The sequence below is a fragment of the Nocardia carnea genome (assembly GCF_029868855.1).
In the GTDB taxonomy this organism is placed as follows: Bacteria; Actinomycetota; Actinomycetes; order Mycobacteriales; family Mycobacteriaceae; genus Nocardia; species Nocardia carnea_A.
In genome coordinates, this window is the sequence record NZ_JARWOV010000068.1 from 20,618 (window position 1) to 47,131 (window position 26,514).

Here is a 26,514-nt window from a genome sequence, read left to right on the forward strand (position 1 = left end):
GTAACTTTGTCGGACACGGTCTTTGCGTTCTCGTTCATGCCGACCGGGCACGTACCTCGACTCGGGGTAGGGTCTCGGGACGAAACTGCCGTAGATCGCAGACTGCGACCGGAGGCGGGCGTTCGGATTGCGAAAGGATCCGGCCACACCGGCCGATCCGGGGTGCATTGTGGTCGCTACGCGAAACAAGGAGCGTGATGGAGACGATCACCGGAACCGCTGCGGGCGTCCCCTACACGGCGCTGCCGCCCGACGGCAGGGTCGACGCTCCGGCGCCACTGATTGTGTCCTGGCACATGCTGGATGCGCCGCGCACCGATGCGGCGTTCGCCGCAACCCTGCCGATGGCCGCGGCGCCGGCCTGGCGGGTCCACTTGGGCATGCCGATGTGTGGCGCCCGGATGGTCGACGGCCGCGTCGACGCCGTGCTAGAACTCGCCCGCCGGGACGCGCTACTCGCGTTCCTCGCACCGTTCGCGCAGCAGGCTGCCGACGAGTTCCCGGCAGCCCTGGCGGCACTTCGCGATCAGCTTCCGGTCGAGGAGGGACCGATCGGCATTCTCGGCGCCTCGCTCGGCGGCACCGTCGCGCTCCGAGTGCTGTGCGCAGAGTCGATCCCGATCCGGACCGTCGCGCTCGTGAACCCGGCCGTCCGTATCCGCTCGGTGGTCCCGCTGACCGAGGGGATCGCCGGTCATCCGTATGAATGGACGGCCGAGGCCGAGCGTGTCGCAGACAGATTGGACTTTGTAGCCCGTGCCGCCGAACTCACCGTTGCGCCGCCGCTGCTGGTCGTCAGCGGGGAAGAGGATCACCCGGACCTTCGCGCCGACGCGGCTGCGCTGGTCGACACCCTGAAGCACCGCTGTGCACAGCCGGAAAACGCCGAACTGGTCTCCGTGCCGGATCTCGCGCACCCGCTGGCCGACGAACCCGGTCTCGAACCGGCGCCGCAGCGCCCCGAAGCGAAGGCGGTCGACGAGATCCTGACGCGGTGGTTTCGCCGCCAGCTCATCTCCTAGCCGTCGCAGGTTCGTCCCGGCATCGGCGGTCGGCTCAGCGCAGGACTTCGGCGATGTCTGCGGCGGCGGTCATGATGATCAGGGTCGGGACGAGTTTCGGGGCCGGTATACGGTAGGAGCCGCGGCCGTGTTGTTCGATCACCTTCGCCGATATCAGCGCGCGGACATGGTGATACAGCTGTCCTTGCGATGTGAGGCCCGCCGCCTCCGCGAGTTCCGCACCGGTACGTGGGCCGTCCAGCAGAGCCTCGATCAATGCCTGTCGGACCGGATGGCCCAGGGCGGCCAGGACCTCGACACGGGCATGCGCGGGCAACGTGCGTATCGCGGCGGCGCTGTAGCGGATCGTCCAGTCCACCGAGCCACCGAAATCGACGCTGCCGCCGTATTCCACGAAGCCCTGTTCGCCGCGGTCGGCGGGTGCCGGTCCTTCGAGGGCCGCGATCCGCGCCTCCAGCTCGGCGAGTTTGGCGTCGACATCCGTCACGGCGCCGTCCTGGGACATGCCGCGGATACGGCCGGGCCGGCGGGTGTATCGGTCATACCGCGCATGCTAACCGGCGCGCCATCTCCGGGTCCGTCATGGCGCCGACCAGCACTTGCTGCTGGCTCAGTGTGGATATCGCTTCCGCCCATACGTCGATGGACATGCGATGGTCGAGCAACACGGCGGTGGCCACCGTCCCGTCGGCGGCACGTAGGTAGATCGCGTCGGCCAGTACACCGGGGTAGGTTCCGCCCTTGAAACCGATCGCCTCGTACCCGGGTGGCGGTTGCTGCCATTCCAGTTGGGCCCGGGCGACGTCGGCGCCGGTGCCGAAACTGCCGTCGGCGATGGCTCGGTGAATGGACGCGAGTTCGCGGGCGGAAGCGGTGGCCGTGGTTTCGGCCCATCGGGTTTGCGCTTCCGGTGCAGGTAGCGGTCGTGATCGAATATCTGCGCGGTATGTGGGGTCGCCGGCGTAGCGGCGGGCGGTGTCCCACTCGTCGCCGCCGGGCTCGAGCAGCCGGATGATCTCGCCGAGCTTGCTGGAGGGCCGGTACCCCTCCCATCCGCCCGCGGCCGCGGCGTCGATCAATGCCTGGTCGCCGAGACGTTCGCGCAGGTAGTCGGGTACGGCATTGTCACTTTCCCGGATCATCGCACTGACGAGCTGGTCCAGTGTCACGGTTTCCCCGCCGAGCCGGGCCCGTGCCCGCTCGTGGGCTCCCCCATCGGTTCCCGGTAGATACCAGCGCTCCCACTCGGCGACCGGCACCCGCTCCTGCGGGTCGAGTTCGCCGTCCGCGACCGCGCGGGCATAAGCCGCCAGCGGCACCACCTTGTTCGCCGACGCCGTTGGTTGCGGTTCACCGTCCCGCCGCTGCACGACTTGCCCCCGCCCGTCGTCGACGTACACGGAGATGGTTTCCGGTTCCGCGTCGATACGCCCCAGCCAGCCGTCGGCCGAGGTGACGCCCGGTTCCGGTGGCGGTCCGCATGCCTGCGCCGCCTGCTCTGTTCCTGAACATCCCGTGGCCAGTGGAATCAACATCGTGGCCAGCACCATCCGAATCCGCATCGGCATTCTTTCTTATTCCGGAATTACGAACTAACGAACAAAAGTGACTGTACCTCGGATCGACGTTGCAAACGAAGTCGCGCAGATGGCGCGCGAGTACCGCGCCGACGTCGAACTCGCGCTGGCCGTGCCGGTGATCGGGGACTCTGTCGTTCCGTATACGACCGGCCCCGACACCGACCCCGCCACGCTTCGCGCGGCAGACGCGATGACCGTCCTCCCGCACGATCCGGTAGCCGCGGCCGAGGAAATCGGGCGACGCCGGGAAGAGTGCGGCTTCTCTTACGTCGTTTTCGCCGCCGACTCCGCCGATGGTCTTGCTCCCGTCGTCACCGAGCTCACCGGCCGATAGTCACGAGGTGAGGGTGGCTGCCGTCTCCAGCGCCCTGTGTATGACTTTTGATCCCTCCTCGACGGATTCGGTCATCGATGCGGCGAGAGCGTCGGGCAGGACATCGGTGTGCCAGACGAACCGGGTTCTGCCGTTCTCGGCGGGCAGGGCCTGCATCGAGGCATGGTGATGGGCGGGGTGGAGATGCCCGCCGACGACCGAGTAGGCGACCCGTTTGCTCGCCGGGTCGAGATCGATGAGTCGTTCGGTGACGATGGTGCCGTCGGCGAAGGTGACTGTGCGGGTGTCGGCGTCGAGGCGAGTATCGGTGACGAAGCCCGGGGCGAGACGCTCGTGCACCGCCCCGAAATCGGCGAGCACATCCCAGACTTGCTCGGGGGTGGCGTCGACGACGAATTCTTTGTGAATGGATGCCATGGGATCCTCCTGATCAGGCAGCGGCGAGGCAGAAAAGATGACCTTCGGGATCGGCGAGAACCGTCCACGGTTCGCGTGGACGGTCATATTTCGTTCATCTCCCTGACGTAGTCGGTGTTGCCGTCTCAGCATCCGTGCCCGACCCCGTGCAGGTCTTGAAGATTTTTGCGGGCAGTTTCTTGTCGTACCCAGGGCGTACGGTCCCGTGAGTGTTGTCCGCCACGACCCTCGCCGCCCGGCCGGAGTTCACCGTGACCACCGTGAACTGCCGCTCCGACCACACCCACTTCTCGGCTCCGGAAGCCCGCGACGACCATCGTCTCGTGCTCGTGCGCCGAGGCCGGTTCCGGCGCCAGGCCGACGGTGAACTCGCCGACCTGGACCGCACTGTCGGCTACATCGGCGCACCGAGTGAGGAGGAAGGGTTCTCGCACCCCGCCGGCGGTGACGTCTGCACCGCGGTGACCATCGAGCCCGGTCTTCTGGAAGGTGAGGTGAGCTCGCGGGCTGTCTACGTCGATGCGCGGATCGAGCTCGCGCACCGCCGAATGCTCACCGCTGCCGCCGGCGGCGATATCGACTACGCGGTGACCGAGGAACTGGTCCGGCTCGTCGCACTCGCCGCCGAACGGCCGACCTCACGGCCGCGCCCCGCCGACCGAATGCTGGTCACCGCGGCCCGCGAGGCGATCATCAACGGGGCACCGGAATCGGGCGGGCTGCGCTCTCTGGCCGTGTTGCTGAAGGTTTCGCCGTATCGGCTGAGCCGCGTGTTCTCCCAGCACATGGGAGTGACGCTGACCCGCTACCGCAACCGAATACGGGTCGGGCAAGCCCTCGACCGGATCGCCGACGGAGAAACCGGCCTCGCCGACCTCGCCGCCCACCTCGGCTTCGCCGACCAGGCACACCTGACCCGCACCGTCCGCGAACACCTGGGCCACACCCCCACTGCCCTGCACCGACTGTTGACCCCGCCCATCGACCGCGCCGCCGGAAAACCCCGCCGGAGTGACATTGATCCCGGTCGACGCAACTGCTCACTACGCTGATGACCGTGACTGTGGACGCGACCCCGAAGCACCGTTTCCTGGTATGCCACGACTACGGGATGGGTGGTAGCTGGTGGTGGGTCGACGCACGCTCGGCCCGCGAGATCGCCGAGACCTTCGCCGAAACCTGGGTCATCGACGATCCGGAGCAATTGGCGGACGCCCAGGAATGGGACCTGGACAATGTCGATATCGACGATCACGCCGACTCGCAGTTGCAGGAACTTCGCGCGCAGCGGAACATCCAGCGGAAGCGGAAGGGTTTCGGGGTACTGGCCGGCCGCGAGCTGCTGTATGTCCGTCAGCGCTGGGACGAGGACCGTGACTCGGCCGCCGACTACCTGCTCGAGATCACCGACGGCTACCGCACCCGCCAGGTCGAGGTGCGCGACACCGGCGAGGCGGTCCGGACCGGCCTCGACGATTTCCCGCTCAACCCGCCGATCGACCTGTGGGATCCGGATCTGGCCGATCAGGAGATCACCGCGGCGGAGTTCGAAAAAGCTTGGAAGAGTTCGGTTCCAGCGCCTGCTGACTGGTACGACTGATCTGCCAGTCCCTGGACTGGCCTGAAAACTCGGCCGAACCCACTCCGGCGAACTGTCCCGTGCGGAGTCGTTCGACCCGGTCGTGTCTGGAGTGCTCATACGGTCTCGGCCTGGAGGGCGGGGCCGAGGAGGAGTCCTCCGTCGATGACGTACTCCGACCCCGTGATGAAAGACGCGTCCGACGACGTGAGGAACAGAAGAAGCCGGGTGACGTCGGTCGGCTCCCCGAGCCGGGGGATGGCGAACGGCTCGGGTGAGTAGAAGTCCGCGATCGCCGCGGTGGCGCCCGCTGCTGGTTCGTGGATGAAGGGGGTCGCGATCACGCCGGGGTGGATGGTGTTCACCCGGATGTTGTCGCGGCCGAGCTCGAGTGCTGCCGTTCGGGTGAGGCCTCGCACGGCCCACTTACCGGCGACGTACGGCGCGTAGTGTGCCGTGCCGCCCAGGCCCATGGTCGAGGCGATGTTGACGATGGTTCCCCCTGCTGCGCGGCGCAGAGCGGGGGCGGCGACCTTGATGCCGAGGAAGGTCCCGGTGAGGTTGACGTCGAGGATTCGCGACCACGTGGCCTGGTCCGTGTTTTCGATTGTCGCGGGCGGGTTTTGCACGCCCGCGTTGTTGACGAGCACGTTCAGGGCGCCGAAGGCGTTTTCGGCTGCTTGCACGGCGGCGGACCACGAGCTTTCGTCCCTCACGTCGAGGCGGGTGAAGCGAGCGCGGGACCCGAGTTCGTCGGCGAGCGCGGCGCCACGTTCGGCGTCGGTGCCGCCGATCACCACGTTCGCCCCCTCCGCGTGAAACGCGCGCACGTGGCTCGAGCCCTGGCCGCCGGTCCCACCGGTCACGAGCACGGTCTGGTTGTCGAAGCGGGACATCAGGTGTTCCTTCGGTACGTGGCTGGATGACCGGGATCACCAGTGATGAACGGCGGCCAGTGGTGAGCCGGGCGACTCACCATTACTCCGACACTAGGTCGGCGGCACAGGTGAGTCAAGCCACTCACCTCGTATGCTCCACTCATGAGCAGCGGCCTATCGACGTATCACCAGCGCGTCGCCCAGGAGAAACGCGCGCTGATCGTGGCAGCCGCGACCGCACTGTTTCTCGAGTTGGGCTACGACCGCACGTCGCTGGCGCGGATCGCGGAGCGCTCGGGCGTTTCGCGGGCCACCTTGTTCAAACAGTTTCCGAGCAAAGCGGCCCTGTTCGACGCCATCGTGACGGAGTCCTGGTCGACCGGTGACGAGGAGGATCCTCCGCCGACAGGCAACATCGTCGACGGGCTCGGCATCATCGGTCGCCGTTACGCCGAGCTGCTGGGCCGTCCCCAGATGACCGACCTGTTCAGAATTGTCATCGCCGAGCTGCCGCGCTTCCCGGAGCTGGCCCATGCACAGTTCTCACAAGGGAAGATGCCCTACTTCGAGTCCGTACGCGGCTACCTCCTGGCCGAGCACGAGGCGGGAACGGTGCGGGTCGAGGACGTGGACCTTGCCGCCACCCAGTTCCTGGGCATGATCTCCAACTATGTCTTCTGGCCGACACTCCTGGTGCCGGGCTGGGAGGTGAGCGCCGAACGCGTCGCTCAGGTCGTCGACGAGGCCGTCCGCACCATCGCCGCCCGGTACGCCGCCCCACGGGCGCCCACCGACGACTGAGTCCCGCCCGACCACGACAGAGTCACTCCCTGCGGTCAGAGCCGCTCCGGCGCGGCGATACCCAGTAGTCCGAGGCCGTGGCCGAGGGTGCAGGCGGTCAGCTGGGACAGGGCGAGGCGGTTGCCGCAGACGGGTTCGGTGGCGGTGAGGACCGGGCAGGTGATTGCCGACCGGATCACTTCGTTACGGGCAGGCACTCGCTGAGCAGGTCGACGATGTCGCGCCAGGCTCGCTGCGCGTGCCGTGGGTGGTAGCCGACGCCGGGCAGCAGGGTCTGGGGCGGGTCGATCGGCGGATGATGGAAGGCGTGCAGGGCCCCGCCGTAGACCACCAGACGCCAGTCGACGCCCGCGGCCTGCATCTCGGCGGTGAAGGCGTCCCGTTGCGCGGGCGGCATGATCGGATCCTCCGATCCGACCCCGGCCCACACCGGGCACCGGATGCGCGCGGCCTCGCCCGGCCGGCCCGTGGTCAGTGCGTTGACTGTCCCGATCGCGCGCAGGTCGACCCCGTCGCGCCCGAGTTCCAGCGCGACCGCGCCGCCGGTGCCGTAGCCGACCGCGGCGATCCGGTCGGGGTCGGTTCGCGGCTCGGCGCGCAGCACATCCAGCGCCGCATGGCCGATGGCCCGCATCCGGTCGGGGTCGGCGAGCAAGGGGGTGATGCGCGCCAGCATCTCCTCGGGGTCGGTGAACCAGCGACCGCCGTTGATGTCGAAGGCCAGCGCCACGTACCCCAGCTCGGCCAGGGCGTCGGCCCGGCGGCGCTGAAAGTCGTTGAGCCCCGGCCCCTCGGGGCCGATCAGCACCGCGGGCCGCCGGTCGGCACCGGCCGGAAGCGCGAGGTGCCCGACCATCGTCAGGCCGTCGGCCGGGTACTCGACCGTGCGCGTTGTCACCGTCGTCATGAGATTCGACTGTAGTGATCGTCGAGCCCGGTCGGGCCCGTGTTCACCCCGGGCAGAACATCGCGAGTATGCCCCTGAATGTGTTGGTAACTCTCGATATCAGGCGAGTTCTGCGGACAGCATGCCACGGGTCAACGACCGGCGGGGAGGTGCTGGGTCAGCGGAACTGCCAGGCGGATGAGGTCGGCGCACAAGGCGTCCCGGTTTCCCGGGGTTTCGGTCGATGCCTGCACCTCGACAACGCCGGTCTCGATGCCGTCCTGTGTGCCCTGAGGGATGTCGAACAGGAGGGTGCACGACGCATTACCGGCTACGTCGCCGGGCACAGCAAACAGGGCACGCCGATCGCCTACCATGACCGGCCTGGGTTGGGTGAAGACCCCGTAGGCCCAGTCCGTGTACCGACTGTTCCGCGTGAATACGGCAACATCGTGCGATGGGCCGGTCCACCGGCACTGTGCCACCTCCGGATTCGGGGTCCCCGTCTTCTCGGACTGTGGATTCAGCCCCGCCGCAGCGACGTCGGCGTCGGGGATCGTACACGGATCCCACATCGGTTGGGGCGCAGTCGGTGTCGTGAGGGTCGAGGTCGTGGATCCAACGGAGGCGGTCGCGGATTCGGGCGGAAACGTCGTGCGTGACAGGCTCACCGAAAGATTGTCGACGAGTGCGGCCGCGATGGATTCGGCGCCGGAGGCGAGGTCGTTGCGCAATCCCGGTGAGTCGCCGGTGGGCGGTGTGCCACTTTCCCCGGACCAGTTCAGCCCTTGGGTGTGGACGTTGACGGCGAGGTTCCCGAGCATGGTCCGCACCCCCACCGCGACCTGGTTCTTCCCTATGGGCAGGGTACGGATGTCGGCCTGATCACCGAGGCCGCGTATGGGTGTCGGGGCTTCACTTGCCGAGGTGGGTTCGGTCTCGGCGGACGTCGTGGTCTGCCCGAGCACGGCCGGGTTTGTCCACACCAAGAGATCGATCCTCGCAGTGCGCGAAAGAGGCTCGGGGGTGGACACCCTGTCGAGGTGCGGAATCGGATCCTCGTAGGTGACCGTGCAGGTGAGCGTCTGCCCGACCCCGGTATCGAACTCGGACGTGGTGACAAGCCGCGCATCCACGATCGGCAGGTCGCCCGCGAATCGGTGCAGCGTATCGCCCGCCGCAGTGCCGACCTCAGCGCACGATGCAGGTAGTGCCGAGTATCCGGACGGATACTGTGGCTCGGTTGTGCCGCCACACGAGCAACACCCGACGACCACGGCCCCCACGACCGCGATGCCTCGCAGGGATCGCGATCCGCCCCGCCCGCCGAGCTTGTTCAGCCGGGCCGCCGGCCGGGTGAAACCGGCTCGGCTGCGCTCGAGGGTGAACGCGACGGGCCTGATCGACGCAGCCACTACGTCGGCGGCGCTGCGCAGGGGCGGTGCGCCGTCCTTGCCGATGGGATGATCCGGTGCCGCGACGGGCAGTGACTGCAACAGCTCGTGCAATTGAGTTCCTTCCGGTGTGTCGATGTCAGGTGGTACGTCCTGAACGATCACGCAACTAAGTGTTGCGCATCGACGCACACTGTGACAACGTATTACGCAACCAATTGTTGCTTATTCGGAAGTCCGCGATGGAGTTCGGAAACCTGGAGCGCGAGATCAGCATCGACGCGTCGCCGGAAATCGTCTTCGACGTCGTGAGCCGAACCGAGCACAAGAGAACCACCGAAATGGAGAGTGAACGAAATGCCTACGATGCCCGCCGGAAGTATCCTGCTCGGAAGCGCCAGAGCTGAGGACCTGCGCGCCTGGTATCGCACCGCGATAGCACCCGATCACACCGGTGACGGTCCGATCGTCGCCGGGAATCTATGGCTCGTCATCGAGCAGCGCGACGACGTCAGCGAGCAGAACCCCCAGCCCGGCAGGTCGATCCTCAACTTCCACGTCGACGACTTCGCCACCTACGAGGACCAGCTGAACGCCGCCGGGGTCGAATGGGTAGCAGCCGCCGAGGACCGGCCATCCGGAAAGTTCGCGACCTTCAAAGACCCCGACGGCAACTATCTGCAGATCATCCAGCTGCAGCCGCACGCGATGTGACCGCGATCGTGGCTACGACGCGCTACTCAGCGGGCGTCTGGGCGATCTGCACCATTTCTTGCTCGCGCGTGCGGGAAACGAGAATCCCACGGCCGGTAGGTAGTTTCGCCGGCCGGACGTCACCCATCACGATTCCCTCGTCGCGGGAACCGCTCATGATCAGTGTTTCCACCGCGAGATTCTTCAACGCACCGAGAATCGGATCGTAGAGGGCACGGGCGACCCCACCGATCCGGCGCGCGACGATCAGGTGCATGCCGACATCGCGGGCCTGGGGAAGGTACTCGAGCACGGGAGCCAGCGGGTTGTCGCCACTGGTGACCACCAGGTCGTAGTCGTCGACCACGAGGTAGATCTCCGGTCCGTGCCACCAGTTGCGCTCGCGCAGCTCTTGGGGGGTGATCTGCGGACCGGGCAGCCGCGACTGCAGTAGCGATGCCAGATCGCGCATATTGGTTCTGAGACCCTCGGCACCGGTCGCGTAGGCGGCAAGCTGCCCCAGAGGGACAGCACCCAGCAGAGTGCGCCGGAAGTCGACCAGGATGAGCGCGGCGTCACTCTGCGAATTGGATTCGGTGATGCCGGCCACGATAGTGCGCAGCAGCGTCGTTTTACCGCATCCCATATCGCCGAAGGCCATGAAATGTGGTTCGGCCTCGAAATCGAGGAGAACCGGCTGCAACTCGGATTCCCCGAGGCCGACCACCACTTTGCTCCCCCCGAATCGGATACCGAGATCACGGGCCTCCGTCAGCACCTGCTCGCGCGGGAGATGCGCAGGCAGCATCCGGACTTCGGGGGCACGCCGGTTGCCGTAGCTGCTGCGTAGCACCTCGGCACCGCGGGCCATCCCATCGATCACGGTGTCCGGGTCCGAGTCGGAATCCAAGCGGGGAAGCGCAACCAGCATGTGCAGTTGGTCCGCGGTGATACCACGGCCGGGCCGGCCGGCCGGCACCTGATGGGCCGTACTCCGGCCGAAGTCCGATTCGGACGGGTCACCGAGCCGCAATTCCAGCCGGGTGCCGAAGCGGTCTTTCAGCACCGGCCGGATCTCGGACCATCGGCCGGCCGTGATGATCACGTGGATACCCAGCGGCAAGCCCTGTCCGGCAAGGGCCGTGATCTGCGATTCCAGCAGTTCGTACTCGTCGCGGATCGTCCGCCAGCCGTCGACCACCAGAAACACGTCACCGAATTGATCGACCGCCGGCGGAGCGCCGCCTTCGAGTGCGGCGATAGTGCGCCGCCGGAATTCCGCCATCGATGCGATGCCGAGTTCGGCGAAGCGTTCGCTGCGCTGCCGCAGCAGAGTGGTCAATGCGGCAATCGTCCGGCGCACCCGCTCGGAATCGCGCCGATCGGCCACGAAACCGACGTGCGGTATCCCGGCCAGCCCGGCCATAGTGCCGCCGCCGAAGTCCAGGCAGTAGAACTGCACCTGCTCGGGGGCATAGCGAGCCGCTGCCGCCATGACGATCGTGTGCAGTGTGGTCGACTTACCCGACTGCGGGCCGCCCACCACCGCGATATTGCCTCGTGCGCCCGACAGGTCGACGGTCAGCACATCACGGCGATGCTCGTACGGTTTGTCGATCACGCCGATCGCTATCCGCACCTGGTCGTGCCGATCCACCGGTGGGGAGCGGTCCGGATCGGGCAGCAACATATCGACCGTCGGGGACTCGTCCAGCGGCGGCAGCCACAGTTGATGCGACGGCGCTCCGTCCCTCGGTATTCGGGCGACAACAGCGTCCAGTACCGATCGTTGCTCGAAGCTATCGGTATCCGCGCCCGGGGTGAGCCGCTCCGGCCCACTCACATACGCAGCCTTGAACCGTATCAACTCGCCGGTACCGGCCTTGAGGTAGCCGGAGCCGGGAATACCGGGCAGCTGATAGGCGTCGGGGGTGCCCAGGACGGCCCGGGACTCGTTGGCCGAGAACGTACGCAGACCGATTCGGTAGGACAGGAGTGATTCCAGGCCGCGGACCTTGCCCTCCTCGAGCCGCTGCGAAACGAGCAGCAGATGCACATGTAACGACCGGCCCAACCGGCCGATCATCGCGAACGATTCGACGAACTCGGGTTTCTGCGAGAGCAACTCGGAGAACTCGTCGACGACAACGAACAGTGCGGGCAGCGGTTCGAGCGGAGCGCCCGCGGCCCGGGCCCTCTCGTAGTCGGCGGCATTGGCGTATCGACCGGCGGAGCGCAACAGCTCCTGCCGGCGGTTCAACTCCCCGGCCAGGGCCTCTCTCAGGCGGTCGATCAGCGCGAGCTCTTCTTCCACATTCGAGATCACCGCGGAAACGTGTGGCAGTGAGTCCAGGCCGAGGAAGGTCGCACCGCCCTTGAAATCGACCAGCACGAGGTTCAGCGCGTCCGGCGAATGCGTGGTCAGCAATGCGAGCACCAGCGTGCGCAGGAGCTCGGACTTACCGGAACCGGTCGCACCGATACACAAGCCGTGCGGGCCCATTCCCCCTTCGGCCGCATCCTTGAGATCCAGTTCGACAATATCGCCGGTGGCGGTCACACCGATCGGTACGCGCAATCGGTCGCGCCCAGTCCGGGGCTGCCACCGCACAGCGATATCGAGTTCGTCCCCCGGGGCCAGTCCGAGCATATCGGCGAAGTCGATCTCGGCCTCAGCGCGAGGGTACTGCGCATCGGACAAGTACGGCACATGACGATTCCCTCGGACCCGTTCGACCAATTCCGCTGCTCCATCGGATATCTCCGACAAAGCCAGCAGCTCGGGGTCCAACTCCCGCAGATCGGGCATGGCGATTCGAAAAGGCCGCTGTCTGAACAACGCCCAGCCAGGCCCGTCCGGAAGGCGGGCGGCACGCTCCGGGTGCAGGCGAGAATCGTTCGGGCGATTCAAGCGCAGTTCGATATGCGCCGAGAACAAGTCGGCCAGTTCACCGGGCACCTCGGTCCAGTCACGTGCGGTCACCACCAGATGTACGGCGTACTCCGGACCCGCACTCGCGAGATGTCTGACTCGGCGATCGAATTCTGGGATGTGCTCTCGAAAATCCTCCAGCCTGTCGATGAACAGGAAAATATCGGGAACCGGCTCGGCAAGGGTGGATCGCACGGCCCGCAAACTCGCCGGCGAATCGATACTGTGCTTCCGATAAATGTTCCTGCGGCGGCGGATCTCACCGGCGATCCGGTCGAGAACGGCCTCCACATTCTCCGGCTCGTCATCGCCTACCGCGCTCGCGATATGCGGCAATGCACTCATCGAGCCCAGCCGGTTTCCGGATTCCAGCACGTATAGCGTCGCCTCGTCCGAGGAATGGGTCAAGGCCAAGGATCCTGCGAGCGTACGCAGGAAGGTGCTTTTCCCGGAGCCCGCACGGCCGATGATGACCGAGTTCCGGTCCGCGTCCGCCAGATCCAGCCACACCGTCTCGCCGGGAACTCCGTCGGTGCGCCGCTCCTGCCCCACGGGAATCTTCAATTTCCCCGTGCCCCACCAGTTGGCGGCGCGCAATCCGCCGAGCGAGTCCTGTTCGAGCCGGCCGACGAGGGTGCCGAGCTGCACCCGGTCACCGACCTCGAGGATAGTGGAGTACCGCCGCCGCACCCGGGCGATATGCACCTCGTCCCGGAACACTCCGTAATGGTTCGGTGTCTGCCGGTGGGTCCGGCTCCGAACCTCCTCACTGGCGTACACCCACAGGTCGTGCACACCGATTTTTCCGCTGCCGCGATCCGCCAGACCGGTGTCGATTCCTTTGATCAGTGCCGAGGTGAACTCCGACAGCGGCGCGGAATCGCCGCCGCGTCGCTCGGTAGCGGTCTCCACGCCGCTCGACGCCGTCAGTACGCAGATACCGTCGCCTGCCGCGAGATCCTGGGCAACATCATCGATATTGGGCACGGACTTCATCACTTCGGTGCCGAGAAATGCTCCGCTGTAGCAACAATCCAGGATGATGATCTTGGCCGCGGCCGCGGACTCCCGGATCAACTCGCGGATGAATGCCGACGACACAGCCGTACTGCTCGGCATCTGCGGATCGGTGTTACCGGCGGCCAGATACAGATTCTGCCGGGTACGCAGGCCGTGACCGGAGAAATAGAACAGGACTACGTCCTCCGGTTCGGCCCCACGGAACAGCCGCTCGATACTCCGCTCGATTTCCGCCTTGGACTCGTTCACCAGCAGTTCGGTCGGCCGGAACTCACCGATCTCGGGGTCGCGCAACAGTTCCCGAAGCTGCTCGGCATCGGAGATCGGTGCATACAGCCGCGGCAACCCGTCGAAGTGGTAGGTATCGTTCGCTACGAAAAGAGCAAGCCGCCGGCCGTTCGGACTAGTCATCACGCAGCAGTGCGTCGACCTGCTCGACGATCGCATCGACCTGACCCCGGTCCGGCCGGACGATGGTGATCTCCCGGTCCCCCTTCTTGATCGTGACCGATTCCGCCCTGGTTCGTTCCATGAACCGCAGCAGGACATCGCGGATCGCCCACGCTGTCGCTCCGACGGCACCGCCGGTGAGCAGCAGCTGGCCGAGTTGCTCCACCGCGCCGGACTTCTCCCCGGGTTGTGCATCGGTCGTCACTCGTCGAGCGGCCACTCCCCTGATCTCGCACAGATCGGCCTGCAACTCGCCGACGAGCTCGTCCAGCCGATCACCCCCTCGTCCCCGCCCGGGATCTATCGCCAGAAGTACATCGCCCACGGTTCAGCACCTTCCGCCACCCACACTCCCAGGATCACTCTACTCAGACCACAGATTTCACGGCGTCGGATCGCCACCGAATTCGGCTACCCGGTGACCGGGAATCGAGGACGAGTTGCGCGACAAGAAAATGCCTGCCCTACCGTCGCCGCACCAACAGCCCGAGCTATTCCAGTGCTCCGGCAAAGGCCGCGAGTGCTCGCTCGTCGAACAGCACGAACCGCACGTATTCGACGGCCGTTTCGGCGGTACGCACGGTCTCGACGGCAATTCGGGCACCGTCGTCCATCGGCCAGCCGAAGATGCCGGTGGAGATCGCGGGAAAGGCCACGGTCTCGGCGCCCAGTTCGGCTGCCACGCGCAGGGATTCGCGGTAGCAGGAGGCGAGCAACGCCGAGCGGTCCTCGGTGGCCGACCATACCGGACCCACGGTGTGGATCACCCAGCGCGCGGGCAGCCGGCCCGCGGTCGTCGCCACCGCCCGGCCGGTCGGCAGCCCCTTACCGAGGTGCGCGGCGCGCAGGTCTCGGCACTCCGACAGGATCTCGGGTCCACCCTTGCGGTGAATGGCGCCGTCGACGCCACCGCCCCCGAGCAACGAGGAATTCGCCGCGTTGACCACCGCGTCGACCTGCTGTTCGGTGATGTCCCCGCGCACCGCCTCCATTCGCGTCATCGGTCCATTGTGCTGGCATATCCGATCGCGACGCCATCGGATATGCGACCTATCGCTCACCGAGGCGCAGTGACGTCAGGATTTCGTCGCCACACCACTGCAGCAGCCGACGCCCGAATTACCGGCTCAACCCACCTTCCACTAGTCGTCGGGAAAGGCACGACGGTTTCGCTTGGTGATGCCGCGCCGCTTCTTCGCGGCGATGCGACGTTCCTTCGCGCCGCGCGAGGGCTTGGTGGCGCGGCGAACGGGCGGCGGGGCGGCAGCGGCCGCACGGAGTAACGCGGCCAGGCGTTCGCGGGCGGCTGCCCGGTTCTGCAGCTGTGCGCGGTGCTCCGAAGCGGCGATCGTGAGCACCCCGCCGACCAGGCGGCCGGCCAGGCGATCGAGCATCCGGGTGCGCAGCCACTCCGGCACGGAGGGCGAGCCGGCGAGGTCGAACGACAGCTCGACCCGGCTGTCGGTGGTGTTGACGTGCTGCCCGCCCGGGCCGGACGAGCGTGAGAACCGCTCGTGTAACTCGGATGCGGGTATCACCAGCGTCCGAGTCACGGTCAGGTCTGCTGCCATGATCCGATGCCGTCTTTCCGATTCGCGAGTCCACTATCCGAGCGGCTGAGTGGTGACCTCGTCGTTCACGATAGCGACGACACTCCTACGAGTAGCGAGCAGCACGCGGTCGTGGCGTTCCGACCGGTGTCGCCGACGCCGGACCTGCACGCCTCGCGAAGCCTCGAGAGCGTGATCGGTTGATCCGGGATCGACAACAGTCGCGCCGCTGTCCGGTGTGGAGTTCGGCCCGAGGTGCCGAGCGCGCCATCGCCCCCGAGGGCCTGACCGGAGAGCGAGCCGACAATACGGTGTCACTCTCGAGTACTACCGAGAATGTCTCCCGCGGAGTGATGTGGCGCGGCTCGGCTCGTTCGTAGTCTCGCCGTACTGCACAACGGCGAGAGGACTTTCCATGGCCATCCCCACCCGGCGGAGAACGCCGATGCAGCGGTTCCGGGTGCCGGTTCTGCTCGTCGGGACGGTCGTGTTGCTGATCGCCGCCCGGGGGTTGGACGGGCTCGTTTCGGGTGTGCCTGTGCTGCGTTTATTCGTCGGGATCGGCGCGGCCGCCGGGGCGATCTTCGCCTACACGTGGCTTTCCCGCCGTGTCGAGAACCGGTTGGAGGTCACCGAACTGGCCGCCGCGGGGCGGTGGAGCGGGCTCGGGCACGGTGCGCTCGTCGGCGCCGGAGCTTTCCTCGCGACAATGCTGCTCGCGGTCCTGTTCACCGACGCCGACATCACCAGCGGCTCGTTCGGCGCCTGCCTGGGCGTGGCCGGCTCGATGGCCTCGGTGGCGGTCACCGAGGAACTGCTGTTCCGGGGCGTGGTGCACCGCATCCTGGAGGAACGGACCGGCAGCATCGTCGCGATCGCGGTTTCGTCACTGATCTTCGGTCTGACCCACGCGGTCAACAGCAACGCCACGCTGTGGGGCACTCTGGCCATCGCGGTCGAAGGCGGCGCGCTGCTGGCCATTGCCTACACCGCCACACGGTCGCTGTGGCTGCCGATCGGGCTGCATTTCGCCTGGAACTTCACCGAGTCCGGCGTGTTCGGCACTGCGGTATCCGGCGCCGACGGCGAACCCGGCCTGCTGCGCACCGTCCTTTCCGGACCGGAGGTGCTCACCGGTGGGACGTTCGGTCCGGAAGCGAGCCTCTTCGCGCTGCTGTGCTGCCTGGTTCCGGCGGTGTGGCTGCTTCGCAGCGCGAAGCTCGTTACCCGGCGCCGACCAGTTCACCTCTAGACCTCCTGGAAACCTGCTCAGGGGGACTGCTGCGAACCGGGGCGCACATGCGCGCGCGTTCCGTGCGGGCCGAACAGGATCAGCAACTCGACCGCACCCCCGTCGGCGCTGCCCAGCCAGTGCGGCAGGGACGTATCGAATTCGGCGGCTTCACCGGCCGGCAACGTCAGGTCACGGTCGCCCAGGATCAGCCGCAGGCGGCCGTTGAGGACATACAGCCATTCGAAGCCGTCGTGCGTCTGCGGTGTGGGTTCCGGCGGTTGCGACCGGGCCGGAATCATCATCTTGAACGCCTGCACCCCACCCGGGCGCCGGGTGAGCGGGATGTACACCATTCCGGATCGCTTAATCGGCTTCAGGTGGATCCGGGGATCGCCGGTGCGCGGAGCGCCCACGAGATCGTCGAGTGGAACATCGTAGGTACGCGCCAGCGGTAGCAGCAATTCCAGACTGGCCCGGCGTTGCCCGCTTTCCAGCCGGGACAGCGTGCTCTCGGAGATTCCGGTCTTTTCCGTCAGGTCGGCGAGGGTGATACCGCGGTCACGGCGCAACGCGCGCAACCGCGGACCCACCACATCGAGTACTTCTTCGGTTTCCCGGTCCATCCGGGCATCTTGCCGGAACCGCAAGACTTCGTGCCAGGTGGCGGCATGGTCGGTGAGACTGAACCGGCCCTGTTATCAGGGGGCTTCGATGGCTTCACCTCCACAGAACGGATCACGATGACCACCGCAACCAGACCACCTGCACGTCGGGCTCTGCGCATGGCGGCGGCCGCCACGCTCGCCTGCCTGCTCACGCTCTTCTCCGCGGCATGCGGCGCGCCGGGCGCCGCCGAGATTCCCCCATACGCCGCGGCCACCCACGAAGACCCCGACTTCGAAGGCACCTTCCGCCACGAATTCGCCGATATCGACGGCGTCCGCATGCATTACGTGACAGGCGGCAGCGGTACACCGGTGGTGCTGATCCACGGTTGGCCGCAGACCTGGTACGGCTGGTGGCCGATCATGCCCGACCTCGCCGAACACCACACCGTCTACGCTGTCGACCTTCCCGGGTTGGGTGACAGCACCGGATCGCCGACCGGCTACGACAAAGCCACCCTCGCCCGGTACATCCACACCTTGATCGCCGAGCGGCTGGGAGTACGCGACGCGCGCGTCGTGGGACACGATTTCGGTGCCGCGGTGGCATTCCAGTACGCCGCCCAGTTCCCGGACGACACCGCGCGACTCGGCTACTTCGATCTCCCGCTACCCGGCCCCGCGATCGATGCCGGCACCTACCGGACGATGAGCTGGCATATCGCCTTCCATTCCCAGCGGCGGGTTCCCGAGACGGTGGTGGGCGACGACGTCCGGGAATACCTTGCCCTGTTCTATCCTCAGGTCGCCTTCGGCGGAACAGCTTTCGGCGGTACGTCGACCCGCTCGCCGTTCACCGATGCCGAGATCGACGAGTACGCGCGGACATACGCCCGCCCCGAGGCGCTGACCGGCGGCTTCGAGCTGTACCGCACCCTCGACGTGGACGTCCGCACTACTGTCGCGGCGGCACCTGTCCGGGTCCCGACGCTGCTGCTGACCGCCCACGGACAGCTCGATCCGGTCCGCGCCACCGTGGCCCCGCGGATAGCCGATATCGTCCGGGCAATGGACGTCCCGAACGCCGGGCACTGGCTCATCGAGGAGAACCCCCGGTTCGTCACCGCGGAACTACTGCGTTTCCTCGACGGCTGAACTGCGCGTGGTGCGGTCCGGCAGGTGACGCCCCACGAACGCATGCCGAGATCGTCGGCGGCTACTCGTAGCGTTCGTGGAATGAACTGGAGACCGTGGCTGGAGCTGTGGAGCGAGGAACGGATCACCGCCGGTGATCCTGGTGAGCTGGATCCCACGGTGGTGCAGCTGCGTGACACCACCGCACTCGACACCGCGATGGCGCACTGGCCGCCCCGCAGAATTCCTGGTAGCCGCGATTCCCCACCAACCACCTACCCCGGGCCGCGAACGGCATGGCTTACCCCGGGTGCTGGGATCGGAGCTGTTGCACCTCGGCCCGCAATTCCTCGATCTCCCGATGCAATGCCTGAATACACACCAATGCGACACCACTGGCATCCACCGCCGGAATCACCGTGTCCTTATCGCCCAGCCCGAAGGCGGTCTTCCAATCCTGGGCCATCGGGCCCAGGTGGCGTACATGCTCGGGTTCCCACTCGTACCGCCACGTACTGATCGGCAGCTCTGCGACCGTCGCGAGAATGTCATAGCCGTTCACCGGCTCGGCAGTCGGCGACCGGACGGCAGTCGGCTTCGTCGCCAACTGCCGTAGCCGACCGATCAAGCTCAGCGGTCCCACCGAACGGGGGTGACGTCCCGCTTGATCTCACGATCGCTGACGAGGCCCGCAGCGGCGACGCCGGCACCTGCCACGGCGTTGGCGGCCAGCAGGGAAATGAATGCCACGGCGAGGGATACTTTTCGCATGGTCGTACCTTTCGATACCGGAAAGGATTCCGGTATCGACTGACACCGGCACTGTTCCGGAGAATGTTTCGATCTCACCCGGCAAGACACCGGATGAGATCGAAGCATACCGGCGACGGCCGATCTGTTCCTGCCGAGAAGAGTCAGGTGAATCGAGACAGGCTCGCGTCAGAGCCCGGTTCGATGCAGCTCGACCTCGGGTATGACCGGGTCGGCCTCGCGCTGGTACCCACCGACCCCAGGCGGACGGGGCGACGTCACGCAGGGGCGCCGAGCGGCGGGTGGTCGAGCACGCGGGGCTTGTACTCGACCAGCTGGATGCGGCCGTCGAAGGTGCGGTGCTCGATCATCTCGAGGGCGACGTCCGGATAGCCGTCGTAGATGCGTTCTGCACCCGTGGCCCCGGTGATCACCGGGAACATCACGACCCGGAAGCGATCGACGAGTCCGGCTCGGAGCAGGGACCGGCTCAGGCTGAGGCTGCCGATCGTACTGAGGAGCCCCGAGCCGCTCGACTTCATGGCGCGGACCGACTCGACGGCGTCGTCGCGGACCAACGCGGAGTTGGCCCACGTCAGCGGCGCCTCGAGTGAGGAGGAGAACACCACCTTGGACGCCTGCGTGAGCTCGTCGACGGACGCCTCTTCTTCGGGCCTGAACTCGTCTTGACCATCCGGGACCTCACCGGCGGCGAAGCCCGACATCAGGCGGTAGGTGTTCGCTCCCATCAGGTAGGTGACCTCGGGCTGCTCGCCGAGCCACGCGAGATACTCCGGGCCCTCGAGGCCCCAGAACCCGGGCCATCCCTCGCCCGATGCGTAGCCGTCGAGCGAGGTGATGAAGTCGACGAGCAGCTCCGACATGGCGGTGTCCTTTCCTACGGTGTCACGAGCTCTGACCGGCCGGCGGCCACAAATTCATCGGTGTCGGTCGTGTTTCGCCTCGTAGCGCAGCAGGACCGTGCCGCACGGGAAGGTGCGGTTCTCCAGCAGTCGCAGCGATATCCATGACGGCAGCGCGGGGAAGAACGGGGTGCCGCCGCCCACGGCGGTGGGCGCGATCACGAGCCGGAACTCGTCCACCAGCCCGGCCTGCACGATCGGTGCGGCCAGCGTCGCGCCGGTCACCTCCAGCCTGCCGTCGGTTTCGGCTTTCAGTTTCCGCACCACCTCGACCGGGTCACCGCGTTCCAGGCGGGAGTTCCAGTCGACCGACTCCAGGGTGCGTGAGAACACGACCTTGGGCATAGCGCGCCAGGCGCGGGCGTAGTCGACGATCATGGGGGTGGCGTCCGGAGCCTTGTCGGCGGTCGGCCAGTACGCGGACATCAGTTCGTAGAGCCGCCGCCCGTAGAACGACAGGGCGGTCTCCCGCACGAAGTCGTTCCAGTACTGGTGCACTTCTTCGCTCGGATCGCTCCAGTCGATACTGCCTTGCGCGTCGGCGATGTACCCGTCCACCGACACGTTGAAGCCATAGATGAGTTTACCCATGGAGATCAGACTGCACCGGAGGGCAGAACTCATCGCGACTCCACACGAAATATCGATAAATCCTGCAACTGGCCGCCGCCGACAAGCCAGGTACAGGCCGGCCGATCGGCGTGATCCCCGAGTAGCGTCCCGAGCAGGGTCAGGGCTCGAAGGTGACCTCGGTGAGTCGTTCGCTGTCGGCCCACAATCGTGCGCCCAGGTCGGTATTGTCGGCGCCTTTCGGCAGTTTCGCGGGTTCGGGGGTGCCGGAGGTCTGGTCGCGTCCGGCCGGACCGATGAATTCTCCCGTGGTGACATCGGGGCTGGTGGCGGCGTAGAGGGAGGGCCAGGCGGCGCCGGCGGCGGAACCCATCAGCAAGCTCGCTGCGAGCGGAGTGAACAGGCGCGTCAGTGGTCCGGTGCCGTGTTGCTGGAGGCCGGTCATCGCCGAACCGGGGTGGACGACGAACGCTTCTACGGGTGTGTGGGGCTGGACGCGGTCACGACCCTGGTCTCACCCGCCGATACATGACCCGCTGACGCCGCATTTCCACGGGGCGAGCCAGAACTGGTTCAGGAACCTCGACCGCAACTGTCGCTTGCCGGCGGTAGCTGCCCGGACCTGGTAAAGACCAGGCCCGGGTTTCGCCTTCGTAGTTCGGCGACGATTTCGTCCAGGGATATCGGGCGCAGCGAACGTTCCGGCACAGTCACCGGATGACCGGACAAGAGCTTGCCTATCGGGCCGTAGACCCATCTGGGCCAATGACTCTCAGCGAACTTCGGGAGGGGTTCGACGAGTTCGACGGCCAGGTATCGCGTGTTCGGGTCGATTCTCGCGGTGACCAGATGGACGCGGGATATCGCAGCCCATGGGATTCGACCGAATGGCCTGAGTACCAGCCCCTGATCGTCGACTGTCACAGCCGGTGAGGGACTGATGAAATAGCTCAGTCCGAGCAGAACCGAGAGGGCACCCGCGACGATGGGAGCCACCACGGGGAACGTCGGCGTCGTGTCGGCGGACATGATCACGTGCAGCAAGCAGCCGCTCGCGATTCCGATCAGACCCAGCACCACCATCGATACGTGGACGCCCGACGAAGCCCGAAATATCGTCGGTGGCGCTGAATCTTCCTCATGCTGACCCACACTCAGGACTGTAGTGGTTCTCGTCCGGAGAATTCGCTCACTCGCGGATACCGACATCGGCATCGGCAGCCTCGCGATCGCTCGCCCCCGACTGCGCCAAGGGCGGCGAACTACGTCACCAGGAAGTCGGCCATCATCGCCATGTCCTCGTGTTCGAGATTGTGGCAGTGCAGCATGAACGGGCCGGGGTAGTCGGTGAAGCGGACCGCCACCTCGACGACTTCGGCAGGGCGGACATCGACGGTGTCCTTCCAGCCTGCGTCGAAGGGGCCGGGCGGGCGGTTGTTGCGGGAGATGACCTGGAACGGGTCGAGGTGGACGTGAACCGGATGATGGAAATCGGTGATGAAGCGCCAGAGCTCGACCGTGCCCAGGCGCGGGTTCGCCAAGGCCCGGCCAGGTTCGTACGGTGCGCCGTTGATCGACCACCCGGCCGGGCCCAACTGGAACAGGAAGGTGCGTTCGGCGACCGCGGTGGCCGGGTCCAGGCGCTCCATGGGTGCGAGCCGATCGGGGACGGTGGTGTCGTCATATCGCAGCGGGCCGGTGATGTCGAAACGCATGATGTCGGTGGCCGGTCCGGTGTCGAGGGCGTTGCGCAATCGAACCGAGGTTCCGGGCGGGTACGCACCGAAGTCGATGATCACGTCGAAACGTTCGGCCGGGGAGATATCGATCCGGTCGTGCCGGACCGGTCGGTCGAGCAAGCCCCCATCACTGCCGATCTGCACGAAACCACTTCCAGGCGTTTCGAGAGTGAGCCGGTAGCGGCGTGCGTTGGAAGCGTTGAGCAACCGGAATCGGTAGCGCACCGGCGACACCTCCAGCCGCGGCCAGGGTGCGCCGTCGACGAGCACCACATCACCGAGGACGCCGTTCATATATGGGTCGGTGACACCGGGCGTGTGCAGGTCGGGGTCGATCAGCGGGTAGGCGAACGAGCCGTCGGCGGCGAACGAACGATCGCTGATGAGCAGGGGGATGTCACGGTCGCCGCGTGGCAACGGCAGGGCATCCTCGACATCGTCGCCGATCAGGTGGAAACCGGCCAGCCCACGCCAGACCGCCGGGCCGGTGAAGCTGTGCCGGTGGTCGTGGTACCACAGGGACGCCGCGCGTTGGCGGTTCGGATACCGGTAGGTGCGCTCGCCGTGAGAGAGCTCGCCCGTGGTGGGAGCGACGCCGTGCCTGCCGTGGCTGTGCTGGGGTGCGGCGGTCGAGCCGACCGGCAGGACCAGGTCCATCGGGTAGCCGTCGCTGTCTGCGGGTGTGTGCCCGCCGTGCAGGTGCACCACCGTCGGATGGGGCAGTTCGTTGCGATGGCGCACCGAGGTCGCCCGGCCGGACCTCGCCCGGATGGTCGGGCCGGGGAAGCTGCCGTGATAGGTCCATGCCTCGGTGCGCAGACCCGGCAGGATATCGAGATGCGCGGTGCGCTGGATGATCTCGTAGTGGTCGGTGGTGGCATCGGAACCGACGGGAGCAAGCTCCGGTGGAATCGGTAGCCGCGCCCGGAACGGCCGCGGCAGCGGCGCCGCGCTGGGCAGCAGCAAACCCGGCTCACCCGGCCGCACGATTCTCGGCACCGTCGCCCAGCCCGCGGCGCCGACGGCGACAGCCGCTCCGGCCGCGGCTCCCGCGCGCAGGAATCCTCGCCTGCTGATGCTCATCGCTGCCACCGCCACGCCCAGCTCACCAGCAGCGCCGAGCCGATGGACAACCCCACCGCGAGCGGAATATGCACCGCCAGCACCCGTTGTTCACCGAGCGGGATGAGCGCCGCTGCGATCGACAACTGGATCACCGCGGTCCGGGCCGGCCACGCCGGGCCACCACCCTTGCGCCACAGCAGCACCGCGCAGACGAGCTGACCGAGGAACACCAGGGCCACGAGGCCGCCGTTGCGGCTGTGCATCGCCAAGGCTTCGAAATGTCCGGCCAGGAAACCGCCGGCCAAGGCGGCCTGGGCGAATACCAGCACCGCCGCCGTCGTCACCGTCGCCCGGAACAGCGGCAGCGGCCACCGGGCGACCACGGCCGCCGTCATCGGCGGACCTGACGCACACCGCGACGCCACACCTCGGCGATCTCGGAAGTGGCGGTGATATCCGTGGTCGGGTCCCCGTCGACGAGCAGCAGATCCGCACGCAATCCCGGTGCGATGCGCCCTCGATCCGACAGCCCGAAACGATCGGCCGTCCGGCTCGTCGCGGCCGCGAGCACCTCCAGCGGGCTCAAACCGACCCCGATCAGCAGCACCATTTCCCGATGCAGACCCGAGCCGTGGGCGGGTACATACGGAGTCGCGTCGGTGCCGGCGAGCAGTGCCACCCCGGCCTGATACAACGCCCGTGCCACCCGGATCGCGTCGGCGAACGAGCCGGGTACCGCGCAGTCGGCGGTGAGCTCGCGCTGCCCGGTGATGGCTTCGAAGTACACGAGGGTGCTCACCACGAACACGTCCTGCGCGGCGATCCGATCGGCGAGATCGAGAGTGTGGTCGGTGAAATCGGTCCACACATGTGCCAGCCCGTCGACCCCGGCGTCGAGTGCGATCGTCACCTCGCGCTCGGTGATCGCGTGCGCGATGACCTGCAATCCCGCGTCATGGGCGTGGGAGGTCAGCGCTTGCGCGGTCTGCGCCGACAGGACCGGCAGTCCCGTGCCGTGCACGGCGCCGTCGTCGATGACGATCTTCAGATAGTCGGCACCTTCGGCCAGCCTGGCCCGCACGAAATCCGCCGCCTGCTCGGGGCGGGAGATGGTGTCGAACGGAGGGAGGCCGAGCGCGGCGATATCCGGTGCGGCCAGCAGTTGACTCGGATGACCGCCCGGTGCAGTGGCCAGGGTGGCGGCACTGCGCAAATCGGCGATATCGTCGCGCAGGCCGGCCGCCGCCCGCTGGTCCGTCAGGATCTCGGGGAGGCAGAACATGTCGAGCTCGGTCGTGACGCCGAAGGTGAGCGCGGCGGCCAGGTCGCCGTCGAAGATATGGGTGTGGGCGTCGATCAGTCCCGGGAGCAGGGTGCGGCCGGTCCCGTCGATCTCCAGGTCGGCAGGCGCGTCGTCGGCGGCGACGATCATGCCGTCCTCGATGAGGACTGTGGTGCGGTCGATCCGCTGTTCGCCGTCGAAGACGCGGACATCGGTGATGCGGGTGCGCATGGGAGCTCCTGGCAGGAAAGCTGGGGAAGGATTTCGTCGGCTAGGAGTCGGCGACGTGGGCCGAATGTGACTCCGAAATGGCGATCCTGTGGGATGGATCACAGCTTCCGGCGTATCTGTCACACTCGGCGTCGCCGCCATCCTCTTCGTAGAAAGACCATCTCCCTGCTGGACCGGAGGACTGCCGTGCACGAGGACATCGACAACGCGACCGAGACATTCGCCGGCTACCGCGAGCTGCTGTTCTCGGTGGTCTACAACATGCTCGGCAGCGTCGCCGACACCGAGGACGTCCTGCAAGAGGTGTGGCTGGCATGGCAGGCGCGCGTTCGCGGTGCCGGGCCGATCGACAACGTCCGTGCCTACCTCGCCCGGATGGCGGTGAACCAAGCGCTCGCCCGCCGGTCCGCGCTGGCCCGGCGCCGCGAAGATTATGTGGGGCAGTGGCTCCCGGAGCCACTACTCGACAATGACACCACCGGGGACGACGGTGCGACGAGCGTGCTGCGGACGGAATCGTCGTCGATGGCCATGCTGGTGGTCCTGGAATCGCTGACTCCACTGGAGCGGGCGGTGTTCGTACTCAACGAGGTCTTCGCCTACCCGCACACCGAGATCGCCGGCATGGTCGACCGCTCACCGGCCGCGGTGCGCCAGATCGCTCATCGCGCCCGCGCCCACGTCCGGGCGCGCAGGCCGCGCACCCAGGTGGACCCGCGGATCCGCCGGGAGGTGACCGAACGCTTCGTCGAGGCCGCGATGGGCGGAGACCTGGAGAAACTACTCGCGGTACTGGCGCCGGGAGTCACCCTCTGGACCGATAGCGGCGGCGCCGGAGTCGCCACCTCTTTGCAGCCGGTCCACGGAAGTACCGCGGTCGCCGCGGTGTTCATGTCCGTTGCCGCAGCGGGACTGGACGGTTACCGGGTGGGTTGGCGCACCGTCAGCGGCGATCCGTGCGCGGTGATCTTCGACGGTGCCGCCCCGCTGGCGGTCGTCGTGCTCGATATCGCCCCTGACGACACCGTGATCGGGGTCTACTCGGTGACCAATCCCGCCAAGCTGACCCGGGTCAGCGATCCGGATCCGGCTCGCTGACCGCGGAGCCGAGGAGTGCAGCGCCCCGGCCGCGCAGCAGGCGGCGGATCTCCTCGTCCGGATACGGGGTACTCCGGCTCTTGTGCTGGAACGCACGCATGAACGCGGACATCGCCGCGGCGACCGGCGCGTGCCGGTTGATAATCGTGGCGGCCACCTCAGGAATCCTCTCGGGCCGCTTGCCCTCGGCGAATGCGCCCACCATGCCGGCGCGCAACTCCCGGTCCTCCCGCCGGAGCCCGTACAGGGCGGTGATCAACCAGTTCACCAGGTAGGGGGGCGGGGGGGCGGGGGGGGGGGGGGGGGTGGGGGGGGGAGACGCGGCCGCGGCCCGCGCGGGGGGGGGG

General features: G+C 67.0%; 29 protein-coding genes and 1 pseudogene. 9 read left to right on the forward strand and 21 right to left on the reverse strand.

Translation table 11 applies throughout. The annotated features are described in order from the left end of the window. Positions 1 to 197: 197 nt before the first annotated feature. On the forward strand, positions 198 to 1,022 hold the full coding sequence (locus tag QH195_RS06000) for an alpha/beta hydrolase family protein (RefSeq protein ID WP_280434617.1): 825 nt from the start codon (positions 198 to 200) through the stop codon (positions 1,020 to 1,022). A 34-nt stretch (positions 1,023 to 1,056) separates the two neighbouring features. On the opposite strand, the gene QH195_RS06005 is transcribed toward QH195_RS06000, so the two are convergent. Further along, the gene (locus tag QH195_RS06005) at positions 1,057 to 1,509 is read right to left on the reverse strand and encodes an ArsR/SmtB family transcription factor (protein WP_432278274.1); all 453 of its coding nucleotides are present in this window, start codon (positions 1,507 to 1,509) and stop codon (positions 1,057 to 1,059) included. 52 nt (positions 1,510 to 1,561) lie between these two features. Then, on the reverse strand, positions 1,562 to 2,584 hold the full coding sequence (locus tag QH195_RS06010) for a serine hydrolase (RefSeq protein WP_280434619.1): 1,023 nt from the start codon (positions 2,582 to 2,584) through the stop codon (positions 1,562 to 1,564). Positions 2,585 to 2,627: 43 nt separating this feature from the next. Between QH195_RS06010 and QH195_RS06015 the strand changes: the two genes are divergently transcribed. Further along, positions 2,628 to 2,936 carry a hypothetical protein gene (locus tag QH195_RS06015; protein WP_280434620.1) on the forward strand — a complete coding sequence of 103 codons (309 nt, stop codon included), beginning with the start codon at positions 2,628 to 2,630 and terminating at the stop codon, positions 2,934 to 2,936. Here the strand turns inward: QH195_RS06015 and QH195_RS06020 are convergent, their stop codons facing one another. Beyond that, a complete protein-coding gene (locus QH195_RS06020; RefSeq protein WP_280420140.1) occupies positions 2,937 to 3,353 on the reverse strand; it encodes an SRPBCC family protein in 417 nt (138 codons plus the stop codon). A 209-nt stretch (positions 3,354 to 3,562) separates the two neighbouring features. Here QH195_RS06020 and QH195_RS06025 point away from each other — a divergent pair, with 209 nt between their 5' ends. Together QH195_RS06025 and QH195_RS06030 are read left to right on the forward strand one after the other, a co-directional pair. Next, positions 3,563 to 4,405: a helix-turn-helix transcriptional regulator gene (locus QH195_RS06025; protein ID WP_280434621.1), complete on the forward strand. Its 843-nt coding sequence runs from the start codon at positions 3,563 to 3,565 to the stop codon at positions 4,403 to 4,405. After that, positions 4,405 to 4,953, forward strand: a complete 549-nt coding sequence (locus QH195_RS06030; RefSeq protein ID WP_280434622.1) for a hypothetical protein — start codon at positions 4,405 to 4,407, stop codon at positions 4,951 to 4,953. Before QH195_RS06025 ends, QH195_RS06030 begins: the two co-directional genes overlap by 1 nt. A 95-nt stretch (positions 4,954 to 5,048) precedes the next feature. Here QH195_RS06030 and QH195_RS06035 read toward each other — a convergent pair whose 3' ends face one another. After that, entirely contained in the window at positions 5,049 to 5,828 is a 780-nt protein-coding gene (locus QH195_RS06035) for an SDR family oxidoreductase (protein WP_280434623.1), read from the reverse strand. Positions 5,829 to 5,972: 144 nt separating this feature from the next. On the opposite strand from QH195_RS06035, the gene QH195_RS06040 reads away from it, so the two are divergent. Next, positions 5,973 to 6,611, forward strand: coding sequence for a TetR/AcrR family transcriptional regulator (locus QH195_RS06040; RefSeq protein WP_280420136.1), 639 nt, complete (start codon positions 5,973 to 5,975; stop codon positions 6,609 to 6,611). A 35-nt stretch (positions 6,612 to 6,646) separates the two neighbouring features. Here QH195_RS06040 and QH195_RS06045 read toward each other — a convergent pair whose 3' ends face one another. From QH195_RS06045 to QH195_RS06055, 3 genes are all read right to left on the reverse strand, one after another. After that, positions 6,647 to 6,790 carry a DALR anticodon-binding domain-containing protein gene (locus tag QH195_RS06045; RefSeq protein WP_280420135.1) on the reverse strand — a complete coding sequence of 48 codons (144 nt, stop codon included), beginning with the start codon at positions 6,788 to 6,790 and terminating at the stop codon, positions 6,647 to 6,649. Further along, the gene (locus QH195_RS06050; RefSeq protein WP_280434624.1) at positions 6,787 to 7,518 is read right to left on the reverse strand and encodes a dienelactone hydrolase family protein; all 732 of its coding nucleotides are present in this window, start codon (positions 7,516 to 7,518) and stop codon (positions 6,787 to 6,789) included. Before QH195_RS06050 ends, QH195_RS06045 begins: the two co-directional genes overlap by 4 nt. A 131-nt stretch (positions 7,519 to 7,649) precedes the next feature. Then, entirely contained in the window at positions 7,650 to 9,083 is a 1,434-nt protein-coding gene (locus QH195_RS06055; protein ID WP_280434625.1) for a DUF3558 family protein, read from the reverse strand. Positions 9,084 to 9,248: 165 nt separating this feature from the next. On the opposite strand from QH195_RS06055, the gene QH195_RS06060 reads away from it, so the two are divergent. Further along, positions 9,249 to 9,605, forward strand: coding sequence for a VOC family protein (locus QH195_RS06060; RefSeq protein ID WP_280434626.1), 357 nt, complete (start codon positions 9,249 to 9,251; stop codon positions 9,603 to 9,605). Between the two features lie 22 nt (positions 9,606 to 9,627). Here QH195_RS06060 and eccCb read toward each other — a convergent pair whose 3' ends face one another. From eccCb to arfB, 4 genes are all read right to left on the reverse strand, one after another. Continuing rightward, on the reverse strand, positions 9,628 to 13,983 hold the full coding sequence (eccCb, locus tag QH195_RS06065; protein WP_280434627.1) for a type VII secretion protein EccCb: 4,356 nt from the start codon (positions 13,981 to 13,983) through the stop codon (positions 9,628 to 9,630). Then, positions 13,940 to 14,311 carry a hypothetical protein gene (locus QH195_RS06070; protein WP_280434628.1) on the reverse strand — a complete coding sequence of 124 codons (372 nt, stop codon included), beginning with the start codon at positions 14,309 to 14,311 and terminating at the stop codon, positions 13,940 to 13,942. The genes eccCb and QH195_RS06070 overlap by 44 nt, the downstream gene beginning before the upstream one ends. A 166-nt stretch (positions 14,312 to 14,477) precedes the next feature. Then, a complete protein-coding gene (locus QH195_RS06075; protein WP_280434629.1) occupies positions 14,478 to 14,987 on the reverse strand; it encodes an O-acetyl-ADP-ribose deacetylase in 510 nt (169 codons plus the stop codon). Between the two features lie 141 nt (positions 14,988 to 15,128). Continuing rightward, on the reverse strand, positions 15,129 to 15,557 hold the full coding sequence (gene arfB, locus QH195_RS06080; protein ID WP_280434630.1) for an alternative ribosome rescue aminoacyl-tRNA hydrolase ArfB: 429 nt from the start codon (positions 15,555 to 15,557) through the stop codon (positions 15,129 to 15,131). Positions 15,558 to 15,951: 394 nt separating this feature from the next. Between arfB and QH195_RS06085 the strand changes: the two genes are divergently transcribed. Further along, the gene (locus QH195_RS06085) at positions 15,952 to 16,788 is read left to right on the forward strand and encodes a CPBP family intramembrane glutamic endopeptidase (protein WP_280434631.1); all 837 of its coding nucleotides are present in this window, start codon (positions 15,952 to 15,954) and stop codon (positions 16,786 to 16,788) included. Positions 16,789 to 16,805: 17 nt separating this feature from the next. Here the strand turns inward: QH195_RS06085 and QH195_RS06090 are convergent, their stop codons facing one another. Further along, positions 16,806 to 17,393: a helix-turn-helix domain-containing protein gene (locus tag QH195_RS06090; RefSeq protein WP_280434632.1), complete on the reverse strand. Its 588-nt coding sequence runs from the start codon at positions 17,391 to 17,393 to the stop codon at positions 16,806 to 16,808. A gap of 117 nt (positions 17,394 to 17,510) precedes the next feature. On the opposite strand from QH195_RS06090, the gene QH195_RS06095 reads away from it, so the two are divergent. After that, on the forward strand, positions 17,511 to 18,530 hold the full coding sequence (locus QH195_RS06095) for an alpha/beta fold hydrolase (protein WP_280434633.1): 1,020 nt from the start codon (positions 17,511 to 17,513) through the stop codon (positions 18,528 to 18,530). A gap of 280 nt (positions 18,531 to 18,810) precedes the next feature. On the opposite strand, the gene QH195_RS06100 is transcribed toward QH195_RS06095, so the two are convergent. The 8 genes from QH195_RS06100 to QH195_RS06135 form a co-directional block, all read right to left on the reverse strand. Then, on the reverse strand, positions 18,811 to 19,116 hold the full coding sequence (locus tag QH195_RS06100; RefSeq protein WP_280434634.1) for a tail fiber domain-containing protein: 306 nt from the start codon (positions 19,114 to 19,116) through the stop codon (positions 18,811 to 18,813). Between the two features lie 23 nt (positions 19,117 to 19,139). Continuing rightward, entirely contained in the window at positions 19,140 to 19,280 is a 141-nt protein-coding gene (locus QH195_RS06105) for a hypothetical protein (protein ID WP_280434635.1), read from the reverse strand. Positions 19,281 to 19,537: 257 nt separating this feature from the next. Beyond that, the gene (locus tag QH195_RS06110) at positions 19,538 to 20,143 is read right to left on the reverse strand and encodes a dihydrofolate reductase family protein (RefSeq protein WP_280434636.1); all 606 of its coding nucleotides are present in this window, start codon (positions 20,141 to 20,143) and stop codon (positions 19,538 to 19,540) included. Between the two features lie 54 nt (positions 20,144 to 20,197). Further along, positions 20,198 to 20,773 (reverse strand): dihydrofolate reductase family protein, encoded by a 576-nt coding sequence (locus tag QH195_RS06115; RefSeq protein ID WP_280434643.1) that lies wholly within the window; start codon positions 20,771 to 20,773, stop codon positions 20,198 to 20,200. A 139-nt stretch (positions 20,774 to 20,912) separates the two neighbouring features. Then, positions 20,913 to 21,197, reverse strand: coding sequence for a hypothetical protein (locus QH195_RS06120; RefSeq protein ID WP_280434637.1), 285 nt, complete (start codon positions 21,195 to 21,197; stop codon positions 20,913 to 20,915). 817 nt (positions 21,198 to 22,014) lie between these two features. Beyond that, entirely contained in the window at positions 22,015 to 23,574 is a 1,560-nt protein-coding gene (locus QH195_RS06125) for a multicopper oxidase family protein (RefSeq protein WP_280434638.1), read from the reverse strand. Next, entirely contained in the window at positions 23,571 to 23,951 is a 381-nt protein-coding gene (locus tag QH195_RS06130) for a hypothetical protein (RefSeq protein WP_280434639.1), read from the reverse strand. Before QH195_RS06130 ends, QH195_RS06125 begins: the two co-directional genes overlap by 4 nt. After that, complete coding sequence (locus QH195_RS06135) at positions 23,948 to 25,069, reverse strand: amidohydrolase family protein (RefSeq protein ID WP_280434640.1); 1,122 nt, start codon at positions 25,067 to 25,069, stop codon at positions 23,948 to 23,950. Before QH195_RS06135 ends, QH195_RS06130 begins: the two co-directional genes overlap by 4 nt. A gap of 186 nt (positions 25,070 to 25,255) precedes the next feature. On the opposite strand from QH195_RS06135, the gene QH195_RS06140 reads away from it, so the two are divergent. After that, positions 25,256 to 26,167, forward strand: a complete 912-nt coding sequence (locus QH195_RS06140; protein WP_280434641.1) for a sigma-70 family RNA polymerase sigma factor — start codon at positions 25,256 to 25,258, stop codon at positions 26,165 to 26,167. On the opposite strand, the pseudogene QH195_RS06145 reads toward QH195_RS06140, so the two are convergent. Beyond that, positions 26,142 to 26,514 (reverse strand): annotated as a pseudogene (locus QH195_RS06145) (hypothetical protein); the annotation flags it as partial. The gene QH195_RS06140 and the pseudogene QH195_RS06145 overlap by 26 nt on opposite strands.